Here is a 13,880-nt window from a genome sequence, read left to right as displayed (position 1 = left end):
GCAGGCCCAAAGGTGGAACAAATTCTGGTCTAAAAAGCTGGTACGTGCGTCACACTCATGAACTTCACCTGATCCGTTTCGCCTACGGCGTGACCTGTCACCGGATAATGCCCGGTCTCAGCGCAGCCCATTAAAATTACAGAGGCGGCGAAAATCGATAAAATGGTTTTGGTGTTCATGGGTCTATCTCTAACTGAGGGCACGTTGGGAAACTGGTCAAACATAACATCGGTAAATTCTTGCAGTGCTTCTTAAAATATTGCTCCTTGGCATATATCGCCTTGGAACACCTGCACTTTCTCATAGGTAAAGACGCCCGTCCGTGATCCAGATTACATTCGCCGAACTTTTTTGAAATTTTGATCACCAGCCACTGCGGGGGGATGCGAAATCATGTGGCGGTCCAAAACTGAGGCCGTCAAAAAGGTCCTGAACTGGCGAGCAGTGGAATGCTGGTCTGATATTGAGACTGACGGTCTGGAGCGAAGCGGTAATTCCATTTACCTCCTCCAGTTCTGCACCCAAGTTTTTCATCAAATGATCCGAAATTACCGAGGCCGAGCGCAATATGCTCTTGAACCCGGTTGCATTTCCGACTACGCCGAAGCCCGGCATAGGGGTTTAGCTCAGTTGGTAGAGCATCGGTCTCCAAAACCGAGGGTCGTGGGTTCGAGTCCCTCAGCCCCTGCCAGCCTTATCGCCACATCTCCGCCATCATTCTGCCTCTTGGCAGCCCAATTCATCCCTTAGAAATGCCTTGTTGTGGAATGGCAATCGGGGGATTGATAACATGGATGGCTCACAGATTTTGGATACGGACTTTGCCGCAATTCGGGCCTTGGTGGTGGAAAATGGCGGGAAAGCCGTCGAGACATGCGAAAATCGGGCTCACCAAAACGTTGACGAAGCGGCCAAAGACGGCGGAGCGCCATGTCATCAGTCAAAGCTTGGCTTCAGGCAAACACCTGGCGGACGTCTTGCGTCTTGGCGACCTAATGTCCGCGTAGTTCTCTGGTCCTGTGCCGCGCTGTTGCTGTTGTTAAAACCGGCTCTCCTTATTGGAACGCTGTTGTTCTTTGCGGTTATCTTCTTGGGAGCGCTCGTGATTGCCGGTCCGGATGCGTTTTGGCTACGTGCAATCATGATTTTCCGCGCCTACAAACGCTGGTTTCCGGCATCTGCCCGGTATATCCGCCTTCTGGGTTTGCAAAGCGTTCGCCGATGGCACAAGTTCCTGTCTCGCCTTCCATCGAAGTGGTCGGACAGATTGAGTTTCCCAGATTTACGTGCAATTGCCAAAGCGGATCAACGGCACGCAATTGTCTTGGAGGACCGTCTCCGCCGTTTGCGGGAAGAGCGCGCATTCTGAGGGCTTTCCAAGTTGCGAGCAGGAGCGCTCTTGAATTCTGATCCCCGGCTCGTTATGTCGCGACCAACTCAATCTCGGGAAGACATTCCATGGCCACCACCAATCCGCTTCAGTTTATTCAGCAAGTCCGCGCCGAAGTGGCCAAGGTTGTCTGGCCAACGCGGCGCGAAGTGATGCTGACGACTGTCATGGTGTTTATCCTTGCGGCGCTTACTGCTGTGTTCTTCGCGACGGTGGACATCATTATTCGGGGTGGCCTTCAGGCTGTCCTGAACATGTTCGGCTGAAGCGACCGCTGCCCGCTTAAAAAAAGCCTTAAACCCCTTGAAACATTTGGCCGTGCGGAGTATCCCGCACACCTGACTAGAAACAGGGCGTGCGGCGATTCGTGTTGCGCGCCGCTTTTTGTTTAAGGTCGACAGGCTAAACGTCTGAAATGCAGTGGAATTTTAGCGCTTGCAGTGGCGCTTGGTAAGACAGGAACCAAAGATCAGATGGCAAAACGGTGGTATTCGGTCAGTGTCCTGTCGAACTTCGAAAAGAAGATCGCTGAACAGATCCGTACGTCTGTGGCCGAACAAGGCCTGGAAGACCAGATCGATGAGGTCCTGGTTCCGACCGAAGAAGTGATCGAAGTGCGACGCGGCAAGAAGGTAACTACCGAGCGCCGTTTCATGCCGGGCTACGTATTGGTGCACATGGAAATGTCCGATGGCGGGTATCATCTGATCAACTCGATCAACCGTGTCACCGGCTTTCTGGGTCCGCAGGGTCGCCCGATGCCGATGCGCGATGCCGAAGTGAATGCGATTCTGAACCGGGTTCAGGAAGGTGAAGAAGCACCACGTACGCTTATTCACTTCGAAGTCGGCGAAAAAGTTAAAGTGGCCGATGGCCCGTTCGAGGACTTCGACGGCATGGTCGAAGAAGTGGATGACGAGAACCAGCGCCTGAAGGTGACGGTCTCGATTTTTGGCCGGGAAACGCCGGTCGAACTGGAATATACGCAGGTCAGCAAGCAGACCTGAGGTATCCGTCGCGCAGCTTTCGGTGCGTGACGCTCAAAGCGTGGGAGGCAAGGGTGCCGCGGCACCCAAACCGGACCACGACAACATGAACCCAAACCGGCGCGCCGGGGTGGGGTTGGAAAAGGAGAAGGCCAATGGCCAAGAAACTTGCCGGGACCATGAAGCTTCAGGTTCCCGCCGGTCAAGCAAACCCGTCCCCGCCGGTTGGTCCGGCGCTGGGTCAGCGCGGCATTAATATCATGGAATTCTGCAAGGCGTTCAACGCCAAGACCGCAGAGATGGAGCCAGGTGCACCCTGCCCAACTGTGATCACATACTATCAGGACAAGTCTTTCACCATGGATATCAAGACGCCGCCTGCGTCCTACTATCTGAAGAAAGCTGCCAAGTTGAAGTCCGGTGCAAAGACGCCGTCGCGCGAAGTCGTGGGTCACGTGACCTCCAAGCAGGTGCGCGAGATTGCCGAAGCGAAGATGAAGGATCTCAATGCCAATTCCGTTGAAGCGGCAATGCAGATCATCCTGGGCTCTGCCCGCTCTATGGGCATCGAGGTGAAGTAAGATGGCAAAGCTTGGAAAAAGAACCCGCGCCGCGCGCGAAGCATTTGCTGGCAAGGACGATGTGACCGTTGAAGAAGCGGTTTCTCTGATCAAAGCCAACTCGAAGGTGAAGTTCGACGAGACCGTTGAGATTGCCATGAACCTTGGTGTTGACCCGCGTCACGCTGATCAGATGGTCCGCGGTGTCGTTGGCTTGCCGAACGGCACAGGTAAAACGGTACGCGTTGCGGTTTTTGCACGTGGTCCAAAGGCAGATGAAGCCACGGCGGCAGGTGCCGATATCGTAGGCGCAGAAGACCTGATGGAAACCGTGCAAAGCGGCAAGATCGAGTTCGATCGCTGCATCGCGACGCCAGACATGATGCCGATTGTCGGTCGTCTGGGTAAAGTGCTGGGCCCGCGTAACCTCATGCCGAACCCGAAAGTGGGTACGGTGACCATGGACGTCGAAGCCGCCGTGAAAGCGGCAAAAGGCGGCGAAGTTCAGTTCAAGGCGGAAAAAGGCGGTGTTGTGCACGCTGGTGTTGGCAAACTGTCATTCGACGAGGCCAAGCTGGTGGAAAACATCCGCGCCTTTGTTGGGGCCGTGTCCAAAGCGAAACCAACAGGTTCCAAAGGGACCTACATGAAGAAAATCGCGCTGAGCTCGACAATGGGCCCTGGCGTATCAGTTGCCGTGGATAACGCGGTCACTGAATAAGAGATTTGGCGGGGTAACCCGCCAGATTGGCGAGGCTGAGAAATTGGGCTCGCTTCTGTCCGAGACGGAGGGTGTGGGGCAACTCACATAATTCCTTCCTGAGATGGGAAACGAGAGAATTCCTGCCTTCGGGTGGTTTTGGCTCGGGACCCTGAATTGGACCCGAAACGGGACGCAGAAGATCGCGTTCCTAAACTGAGCTGGGGTGTCCTTTTGGACCCCCGTTATTGGAGTGAAACTGTGGATAGAGCCCAGAAAGAACAGCTGGTCGAGGAACTCGGCCAGATCTTTGAAAGCTCTGGCGTCGTTGTGGTTAGCCATTACGCCGGTCTGACAGTTGCTGAAATGCAGGACCTGCGCGCGCGTGCACGCGAAGCGGGTGGGTCTGTGCGTGTTGCCAAAAACAGGCTCGCCAAGATCGCCCTTGAGGGCAAGCCATGCGCAAGCATCGCTGACCTTCTGTCGGGTATGACCGTTCTGACCTTTTCTGAGGATCCCGTGGCTGCGGCCAAGGTTGCTCAGGATTATGCTAAAGAGAACTCGAAATTCGAGATCCTCGGCGGCGCCATGGGTGAGAACGCGTTGGACGTCGCCGGTGTCGAAGCCGTGTCCAAAATGCCATCGCGCGAGGAGCTTATCTCCACGATCGCGGGCATGTTGGGCGCACCAGCATCGAACATCGCCGGGGCCATTGGCGCACCTGCAAGCAATATCGCCTCCATCTTGTCCACAATCGAGGACAAGGCGGCAGCATAAGGCATCGTCAAACTGGCGTCGGGTTGAAATCGCGACGTTGGAACACACATATCGTAAACGGAAAGAGCTAAAACATGGCTGATCTGAAAAAACTGGCAGAAGAGATCGTTGGTCTGACCCTGCTTGAAGCACAAGAACTGAAAACCATCCTCAAAGACGAGTACGGCATCGAGCCCGCAGCAGGCGGCGCAGTGATGATGGCTGGTCCTGCTGACGGCGGCGGTGCTGCTGAAGAGGAAAAAACAGAATTCGATGTTGTCCTCAAAAACGCAGGTGCCTCGAAAATCAACGTGATCAAAGAAGTTCGCGGCCTCACAGGTCTTGGTTTGAAAGAAGCCAAGGACCTCGTGGAAGCGGGCGGCAAGATCAAAGAAGGCGTCGACAAAGCGGAAGCCGAAGACGTCAAAGCCAAGCTGGAAGCAGCAGGCGCAGAGGTCGAGCTGGCATAAGTCGCCAACTCCGGAAGTCGTACCAATTGGCTTCCGAATGAAAATTGAGCTGGACCCGATGGTTTTCGGGTCCGGCTTAACCTGTCTTGGCAAGGGTCTTTTGACCAAAGGCCTTTTCCAAGATGCGGTTCAATGGTCGGGAAGGCGCCGGTGGGACGACGCTTGTGAATAGACCGAAACGTATCGTCTCGTATGGGCGAGGTGCCGTGGCCCGACGGTGTCCTTGTCCGGTGAGAACTCTGAAAGGTGACACCTGATATGGCTCAATCGTTCCTTGGCCAGAAACGTCTACGTAAATATTATGGCAAAATCCGCGAAGTTCTGGATATGCCAAACCTCATTGAGGTTCAGAAATCCTCGTATGATCTCTTCCTGAATTCCGGCGACGCCGACGTCCCCCTGGACGGCGAAGGTATCGCGGGTGTTTTCCAGTCGGTCTTCCCGATCAAGGACTTCAACGAAACTTCCGTGCTGGAGTACGTGAAGTACGAGTTGGAAAAACCCAAGTACGATGTGGAGGAATGTCAGCAACGTGACATGACCTACTCTGCGCCGCTTAAGGTGACGCTGCGTCTGATCGTGTTCGATGTGGACGAGGACACTGGCGCGAAATCCGTCAAGGACATCAAGGAACAGGATGTCTTCATGGGCGATATGCCTCTGATGACGCCGAACGGTACTTTTGTGGTCAACGGCACTGAGCGTGTGATCGTCTCCCAGATGCACCGCTCGCCTGGTGTGTTCTTTGATCACGACAAAGGCAAAACCCACTCTTCCGGCAAACTGCTCTTTGCCTGCCGCATCATCCCCTACCGCGGCTCTTGGTTGGATTTTGAATTCGACGCGAAAGACATCGTTTTTGCGCGTATCGACCGTCGTCGGAAACTGCCTGTCACAACGCTCCTTTACGCCCTTGGTCTCGACCAGGAAGCGATCATGGACGCGTATTACAACACCGTCACCTACAAGCTGAAGAAGAACAAAGGCTGGGTCGCCCCGTTCTTCCCGGATCGCGTGCGCGGCACCCGCCCCACGTATGATCTGGTGGATGCGAAGACCGGCGAAGTGCTGTTTGAGCAAGGCAAGAAAGTCACCCCGCGCGCGGTCAAGCAATTGATCGACGAAGGCAAGGTGACAGAATTGCTGCTGCCTTATGAACACATTGCGGGCAAGTTTGCGGCCAAAGACATCATCAACGAAGAAAACGGCGCGATCTACGTCGAAGCTGGTGATGAAATGACGCTGGAATACGACAAGGATGGCACACTCATTGGCGGAACGGCCAAAGAGCTCATTGATGCCGGGATCACCGAGATTCCTCTTCTGGACATCGATAACGTCAACGTTGGTCCTTACATGCGCAACACAATGGCGCAGGACAAGAACATGAACCGCGATACTGCGCTCATGGATATCTACCGCGTGATGCGTCCGGGTGAACCGCCCACCGTTGAGGCCGCTTCGGCTCTTTTCGACACGTTGTTCTTCGACTCCGAACGCTATGATCTCTCGGCCGTTGGTCGGGTGAAGATGAACATGCGTCTGGCATTGGATGCCGAAGACACTCAGCGTACACTCCGCCGTGAGGACATCGTGGCCTGTATCAAGGCGCTGGTCGATCTGCGTGACGGACGTGGTGACATTGACGATATCGACCACCTTGGTAACCGCCGCGTGCGGTCTGTCGGCGAGTTGATGGAAAACCAGTACCGTGTGGGCCTGCTGCGTATGGAACGCGCGATTAAAGAACGCATGTCATCGGTCGAGATCGACACGGTGATGCCGCAGGATCTCATCAACGCCAAACCGGCTGCTGCTGCGGTGCGTGAATTCTTCGGCTCCTCGCAGCTGTCGCAGTTCATGGACCAGACGAACCCATTGTCGGAAGTGACGCACAAACGTCGTCTGTCGGCGCTTGGACCGGGCGGTCTGACCCGTGAGCGTGCCGGCTTCGAGGTCCGCGACGTGCACCCGACCCACTATGGTCGGATGTGCCCGATTGAAACGCCGGAAGGGCCGAACATCGGTCTGATCAACTCGCTGGCGACCTTTGCCCGCGTGAACAAATATGGTTTCATCGAAACGCCATACCGCAAGGTTGAAGGCGGCAAGGTGACGGATGAAGTGCATTACATGTCCGCCACCGAAGAAATGCGTCACACTGTGGCACAGGCCAACGCCAACCTCGATGACAACATGAAGTTCGTGAATGATCTGGTGTCCACGCGGAAATCGGGTGATTACACACTGTCGCCATCGGAAAGCGTTGATCTGATTGACGTCTCGCCCAAACAGTTGGTTTCCGTTGCGGCGTCGCTCATTCCTTTCCTGGAAAATGACGACGCCAACCGCGCTCTGATGGGCTCGAACATGCAACGTCAGGCGGTTCCGCTTTTGCAGGCCGAGGCACCGCTTGTCGGGACCGGTATCGAAGAGGTCGTGGCACGGGATTCCGGTGCGGCGATCATGGCCAAACGCGCCGGCATCATCGATCAGGTTGATGCGCAGCGGATTGTGATCCGCGCCACCGAGGATCTCGAACTTGGGGACGCAGGCGTAGACATCTACCGCATGCGCAAGTTCCAGCGCTCCAACCAGAACACCTGCATCAACCAGCGTCCGCTGGTGAAGGTGGGTGACACGGTGCGCAAGGGGCAGGTTGTGGCCGATGGCCCATCGACCGACATGGGAGAGCTGGCGCTCGGCAAGAACGTCGTCGTCGCCTTCATGCCCTGGAATGGCTACAACTACGAGGATTCCATCCTGATCTCCGAGCGGATTGCCCGTGACGACGTCTTCACCTCGATCCACATCGAGGAATTCGAGGTTGCCGCGCGTGACACCAAGCTTGGGCCGGAAGAGATCACCCGGGACATCCCCAACGTCGGCGAGGAAGCCCTGCGCAACCTTGATGAGGCGGGCATCGTCTATATCGGGGCGGACGTGGAGCCGGGCGATATTCTGGTGGGCAAGATCACCCCGAAAGGCGAAAGCCCGATGACGCCGGAGGAAAAACTCCTGCGCGCCATCTTTGGTGAGAAAGCCTCCGACGTGCGCGACACCTCGCTGCGCGTCAAGCCAGGTGATTTCGGCACGGTCGTGGAAGTGCGTGTCTTCAACCGCCACGGGGTCGAAAAAGACGAACGTGCACTGCAGATTGAGCGCGAGGAAGTCGAACGTCTGGCCCGTGACCGCGACGACGAATTGGCGATCCTAGACCGCAACATCTATGCGCGCCTCAAGGACATGATCCTTGGCAAAACCGCCGTAAAGGGCCCAAAAGGCGTGCCTGCCAACGCTGAGATCACCGAGGATTTGTTGCAGATGCTGACCCGTGGTCAGTGGTGGCAGCTTGCTCTCAAGGATGAAGCCGACGCCCAGGTGGTTGAGGCGCTGAACGAGCAGTACGAGATCCAAAAACGGGCGCTCGACGCACGTTTTGAGGACAAGGTCGAGAAAGTCCGCCGTGGCGACGACCTGCCCCCGGGCGTGATGAAGATGGTCAAGGTTTTCGTCGCGGTGAAGCGCAAGCTGCAACCGGGCGACAAGATGGCCGGTCGTCACGGGAACAAAGGGGTTATCTCCAAAGTGGTTCCCATGGAGGACATGCCGTTTCTTGCCGATGGTACACCTGTCGATTTCTGTCTGAACCCACTGGGCGTGCCGTCGCGTATGAACGTTGGGCAAATCCTTGAGACACATATGGGTTGGGCCGCGCGCGGTCTGGGCCTCAATGTGGACGAGGCGTTGCAGGAATACCGTCGCTCCGGCGATCTGACCCCTGTGCGCGATGCGCTGAGCCATGCTTACGGTGAGAACGTCTATGACGAAGGCATCGCGGGCATGGATGAGGACACGTTGATTGAGGCCGCTGGCAACGTCACCCGCGGTGTGCCGATTGCGACGCCGGTCTTTGACGGCGCGAAAGAGGCTGACGTGAACGACGCGCTGACCCGTGCGGGCTTTGACAGCTCGGGCCAGTCGGTTCTGTTCGATGGGCGCACAGGCGAGCAATTCGCGCGGCCTGTGACCGTCGGCGTCAAATACCTGCTGAAACTGCACCACCTGGTGGACGATAAAATCCACGCGCGCTCGACCGGGCCTTACAGCCTTGTCACCCAGCAGCCGCTGGGCGGTAAAGCGCAGTTCGGTGGCCAGCGTTTCGGGGAAATGGAGGTCTGGGCTCTGGAAGCTTATGGTGCCGCCTACACCTTGCAGGAGATGCTGACCGTGAAGTCGGACGACGTGGCCGGACGGACGAAAGTCTATGAAAGCATCGTCAAAGGCGAGGACAACTTTGAAGCGGGCGTGCCCGAAAGCTTCAACGTTCTGGTCAAAGAAGTCCGCGGCCTCGGCCTCAACATGGAACTCCTGGATGCGGAGGAAGATGAGTGAGAGGGGTAGTGTATGGACTTAAAGGAGCTAGTCCTTCTCAGCATCAATGTCATGTATGTGGTGGCCGTCTTCTATCTTGGATACCGCTTTTTCAAGCGTTTCGGAGGAATGACGCTAAAAGAACAAACGCAAATGAATGGAAAAGATTTTCGAGCATTTTGTCTCTTTTTTCTGGAGATGTGCGCTATAGTGCTCGGCTGCTTCCATCTTTACCAACTCGCGGAGGCTCATCTGTAATCAGATGCATGAGCCAGATTGGACTCTGATATGAACCAGGAACTGACAAACAACCCGTTTAACCCGCTTGCACCGCAAAAGGTGTTTGATGAGATCAAAGTGTCGCTGGCCTCGCCAGAGCGCATCCTGAGCTGGTCTTTCGGGGAGATAAAAAAGCCCGAGACCATCAACTACCGGACGTTCAAGCCCGAACGTGATGGCCTCTTCTGTGCGCGTATTTTTGGGCCGATCAAGGATTACGAATGTCTCTGCGGCAAATACAAGCGCATGAAATATCGCGGCGTTGTCTGCGAGAAATGCGGTGTGGAAGTCACGCTGCAAAAGGTCCGCCGCGAGCGGATGGGCCACATTGAGTTGGCCTCGCCGGTCGCGCACATCTGGTTCCTGAAGTCGCTGCCCTCCCGCATTGGTCTGATGCTGGATATGACGCTGCGCGATCTGGAGCGGGTGCTCTACTTTGAGAACTACGTGGTGATCGAACCGGGCCTCACAGACCTTCAATACGGTCAGATGATGACCGAAGAAGAGTATATGGATGCCCAGGACGCCTACGGCATGGACGCCTTCACCGCCAACATCGGCGCCGAAGCGATCCGCGAGATGCTGGCGGCGATCGATCTGGAAGCCGAAGCAGAGCAGCTGCGCGCTGATCTGAAAGAAGCCACAGGCGAGCTGAAGCCCAAGAAGATCATCAAGCGTCTGAAAGTCGTTGAAAGCTTCCTGGAATCCGGCAACCGTCCGGAATGGATGGTTCTGACAGTGATCCCGGTGATTCCGCCGGAACTGCGCCCGCTGGTGCCGCTCGATGGTGGCCGTTTTGCGACGTCCGACCTTAACGATCTTTACCGCCGCGTGATCAACCGGAACAACCGTCTGAAGCGTCTCATCGAGCTGCGCGCACCCGATATCATCGTTCGTAACGAAAAGCGGATGTTGCAGGAATCCGTTGATGCGCTCTTTGACAACGGCCGTCGTGGCCGCGTGATCACCGGTGCCAACAAGCGCCCGCTGAAATCGCTCAGCGACATGCTGAAAGGTAAACAGGGTCGTTTCCGTCAGAACCTTTTGGGTAAACGCGTCGACTTCTCGGGCCGTTCGGTGATTGTGACCGGTCCGGAACTGAAGCTGCACCAGTGCGGTCTGCCGAAGAAGATGGCGCTCGAACTTTTCAAGCCGTTCATCTACTCGCGGCTTGAGGCCAAAGGTCTCTCCTCCACCGTGAAACAGGCGAAAAAGCTGGTCGAAAAAGAGCGCCCTGAGGTTTGGGATATCCTGGACGAGGTCATCCGCGAACACCCTGTGATGCTGAACCGTGCGCCGACGCTGCACCGTTTGGGCATTCAGGCGTTTGAACCTGTGCTGATCGAAGGCAAGGCCATCCAGCTTCATCCGCTGGTTTGTTCCGCCTTTAACGCGGACTTCGACGGTGACCAGATGGCTGTGCACGTGCCCCTGAGCCTTGAAGCCCAGCTGGAAGCCAGGGTTCTGATGATGTCGACGAACAACGTTCTGTCGCCAGCAAACGGCGCGCCGATCATCGTGCCGTCGCAGGACATGATCCTGGGTCTCTATTACACCACGCTGGAGCGTGAAGGCATGCCGGGCGAAGGCATGGTTTTCGGCTCAGTGGAAGAGGTCCAGCACGCGCTGGACGCTGGCATGGTGCATCTGCATTCCAAGATCACAGCGCGGATTGCGCAGATTGATGAGAATGGCATGGAAGTCATGCAGCGGTTCGAGACCACGCCGGGCCGGGTTCGTCTGGGTGCGTTGTTGCCGCTGAACGCCAAAGCGCCGTTTGAACTGGTCAACCGTCTGCTGCGCAAGAAAGAAGTGCAGCAGGTCATCGACACCGTCTACCGCTACTGCGGTCAGAAGGAGTCCGTCATCTTCTGTGACCAGATCATGACCATGGGCTTCCGCGAAGCGTTCAAGGCCGGGATTTCCTTCGGCAAGGACGACATGCTGATCCCCGACACCAAATGGCCCATCGTGCAGGAAACACGTGAGCTGGTGAAGGATTTCGAACAGCAGTACATGGACGGCCTGATCACCCAGGGTGAAAAGTACAACAAAGTGGTCGATGCCTGGTCGAAGTGTAACGACAAGGTGACCGACGCGATGATGGGCTCGATTTCGGCCAGTCAACGCGATGACGCAGGTGCCGAGAAAGAACCGAACTCGGTCTACATGATGGCGCACTCCGGTGCCCGTGGTTCGGTCACGCAGATGAAGCAGCTGGGCGGAATGCGCGGCCTGATGGCGAAGCCGAATGGCGACATCATCGAAACGCCGATCATCTCGAACTTCAAGGAAGGTCTGACCGTTCTTGAGTACTTCAACTCCACGCACGGCGCGCGCAAAGGTCTGTCGGACACCGCTTTGAAAACGGCGAACTCCGGGTACCTGACACGCCGTCTGGTGGATGTGGCGCAAGACTGCATCGTGCGTATGCTCGATTGCGGCACCGAGACCTCGATCACAGCTGTTGCGGCGGTGAACGATGGCGAGGTTGTATCTTCTCTGGCCGAGCGCATTCTGGGTCGCGTTGTGGCGGAGGACATCATGCGCCCCGGCACCGATGAGGTGATGATCGCCCATGGTACTTTGGTCGATGAACGGATGGCAGATGCGGTTGACGAGGCCGGTGTGGCTTCGGCGCGGATTCGCAGCCCCCTGACCTGTGAAGCCGAAGAGGGTGTTTGTGCGACCTGCTATGGTCGTGACCTTGCACGCGGCACGATGGTCAACACCGGTGAAGCGGTCGGCATCATCGCCGCTCAGTCCATCGGGGAACCTGGTACTCAGCTGACAATGCGGACCTTCCACATTGGCGGTGTCGCTCAGGGTGGTCAGCAATCCTTCCTGGAGGCCAGCCACACCGGCAAGGTCGTCTTCGAGAACGCCCAGACCCTTGAGAATGCCTCTGGCGAGACCATGGTGATGGGCCGGAACATGAAGCTGCTTATTCAGGATGAGAACGGCGAGGAACGGGCCAGCCACAAAGTCGGATACGGTACCAAACTCTTTGTCACCGATGGTCAGAATGTGGTTCGCGGCGACAAACTGTTCGAATGGGACCCCTACACCCTGCCGATCATTGCGGAGAAATCCGGGACGGCGAAGTTTGTAGACCTTGTGTCGGGGATAGCCGTCAAGGACGAAACCGACGATGCCACCGGCATGACCCAGAAGATCGTGATCGACTGGCGTTCGGCGGCCAAGGGCAATGAGCTCAAGCCTGAAATCATCCTGGTGGGTGCCGATGGCGAACCGGTCCGCAATGACGCGGGCAACCCGGTGACCTATCCGATGTCCGTGGATGCGGTTCTGTCCATCGAGGACGGCTCCGAGATCAAGGCCGGTGATGTGGTGGCACGTATTCCACGCGAAGGTGCCAAGACCAAGGACATCACCGGGGGTCTGCCGCGTGTGGCCGAACTCTTCGAGGCACGTCGCCCGAAGGATCACGCTATCATCGCGGAAATCGACGGCTATGTGCGCTACGGCAAGGACTACAAGAACAAGCGCCGTATCGCCATCGAGTCTGCCGAGGATCCGGATCACAAGGTCGAGTACATGGTGCCCAAGGGCAAGCACATTCCGGTTGCGGAAGGTGATTTTGTCCAGAAGGGTGACTACATCATGGACGGTAACCCGGCTCCGCACGATATCCTTGCCATCATGGGTGTCGAAGCGCTGGCGGACTACATGATCGACGAGGTTCAGGACGTCTATCGCCTGCAAGGTGTGAAGATCAACGACAAGCACATCGAAGTCATCGTGCGTCAGATGCTGCAGAAGTGGGAGATCCAGGACTCTGGCGACACCACGCTGCTGAAAGGCGAACATGTAGACAAGCAGGAGTTCGATACGGCCAATGAGAAGGCGGTATCCAAGGGTGGTCGTCCGGCACAGGGGGAACCGATCCTTCTGGGGATCACCAAGGCGTCGCTCCAAACACGCAGCTTCATCTCTGCAGCCTCCTTCCAGGAGACCACGCGCGTTCTTACCGAAGCCTCCGTGCAGGGTAAGAAAGACAAGCTGGTTGGTCTGAAGGAGAACGTGATCGTGGGTCGTCTGATCCCGGCTGGTACAGGGGGTGCTACCATGAAGGTGCGCCGCGTGGCCCAGGACCGCGACAATGTTGTGATCGAAGCGCGCCGTGAAGAAGCTGAAGCGGCCGCAGCGCTTGCCGCTCCGATCATGGATGACGATATGGTGGGCGGCGATGTTTTCGATCAGGTGATAACGCCTGATCCAGACAGCCGCGACTGATCACATCAGATGCTTTTTGAAACCCCCGTTGCCCTGAGCAGCGGGGGTTTTTCTTTGCCGTCCCCAAAATTAGCCGGAATTGGGGGCCATTAATGAGAGGCGGATTTT

The 13,880-nt window shown here is 56.6% G+C and carries 9 protein-coding genes and 1 tRNA gene; 9 read left to right on the top strand and 1 reads right to left on the bottom strand.

Translation table 11 applies throughout. The features are described from left to right. Positions 1–29: 29 nt before the first annotated feature. Positions 30–179 carry a hypothetical protein gene (locus ACOTTU_RS11355; protein WP_425658071.1) on the bottom strand — a complete coding sequence of 50 codons (150 nt, stop codon included), beginning with the start codon at positions 177–179 and terminating at the stop codon, positions 30–32. 436 nt (positions 180–615) lie between these two features. On the opposite strand from ACOTTU_RS11355, the gene ACOTTU_RS11350 reads away from it, so the two are divergent. The 9 genes from ACOTTU_RS11350 (at position 616) to rpoC (ending at position 13,772) form a co-directional block, all read left to right on the top strand. Further along, positions 616–691, top strand: a tRNA-Trp gene (locus ACOTTU_RS11350). Between the two features lie 767 nt (positions 692–1,458). After that, on the top strand, positions 1,459–1,656 hold the full coding sequence (gene secE / locus ACOTTU_RS11345) for a preprotein translocase subunit SecE (protein WP_298919314.1): 198 nt from the start codon (positions 1,459–1,461) through the stop codon (positions 1,654–1,656). 207 nt (positions 1,657–1,863) lie between these two features. Continuing rightward, positions 1,864–2,397: a transcription termination/antitermination protein NusG gene (gene nusG, locus ACOTTU_RS11340; RefSeq protein WP_298919312.1), complete on the top strand. Its 534-nt coding sequence runs from the start codon at positions 1,864–1,866 to the stop codon at positions 2,395–2,397. Positions 2,398–2,531: 134 nt separating this feature from the next. Beyond that, on the top strand, positions 2,532–2,957 hold the full coding sequence (gene rplK, locus ACOTTU_RS11335; protein WP_298919310.1) for a 50S ribosomal protein L11: 426 nt from the start codon (positions 2,532–2,534) through the stop codon (positions 2,955–2,957). A 1-nt stretch (position 2,958) separates the two neighbouring features. Next, positions 2,959–3,657: a 50S ribosomal protein L1 gene (gene rplA / locus ACOTTU_RS11330; protein ID WP_298919308.1), complete on the top strand. Its 699-nt coding sequence runs from the start codon at positions 2,959–2,961 to the stop codon at positions 3,655–3,657. Between the two features lie 240 nt (positions 3,658–3,897). Next, positions 3,898–4,413, top strand: a complete 516-nt coding sequence (rplJ, locus tag ACOTTU_RS11325) for a 50S ribosomal protein L10 (protein WP_298919306.1) — start codon at positions 3,898–3,900, stop codon at positions 4,411–4,413. 74 nt (positions 4,414–4,487) lie between these two features. Continuing rightward, entirely contained in the window at positions 4,488–4,862 is a 375-nt protein-coding gene (gene rplL, locus ACOTTU_RS11320; protein ID WP_298919304.1) for a 50S ribosomal protein L7/L12, read from the top strand. A 258-nt stretch (positions 4,863–5,120) separates the two neighbouring features. Then, positions 5,121–9,257, top strand: a complete 4,137-nt coding sequence (gene rpoB, locus ACOTTU_RS11315) for a DNA-directed RNA polymerase subunit beta (RefSeq protein WP_425658068.1) — start codon at positions 5,121–5,123, stop codon at positions 9,255–9,257. Positions 9,258–9,524: 267 nt separating this feature from the next. Then, positions 9,525–13,772: a DNA-directed RNA polymerase subunit beta' gene (gene rpoC / locus ACOTTU_RS11310; protein WP_298919300.1), complete on the top strand. Its 4,248-nt coding sequence runs from the start codon at positions 9,525–9,527 to the stop codon at positions 13,770–13,772. Positions 13,773–13,880 lie beyond the last annotated feature (108 nt).

The organism is Roseobacter sp. EG26, from assembly GCF_049830555.1.
Classification (GTDB): Bacteria; Pseudomonadota; Alphaproteobacteria; order Rhodobacterales; family Rhodobacteraceae; genus Roseobacter.
Note: the sequence above shows the minus strand (reverse complement) of the source record. Positions and strands in the feature narration are given on the sequence as shown.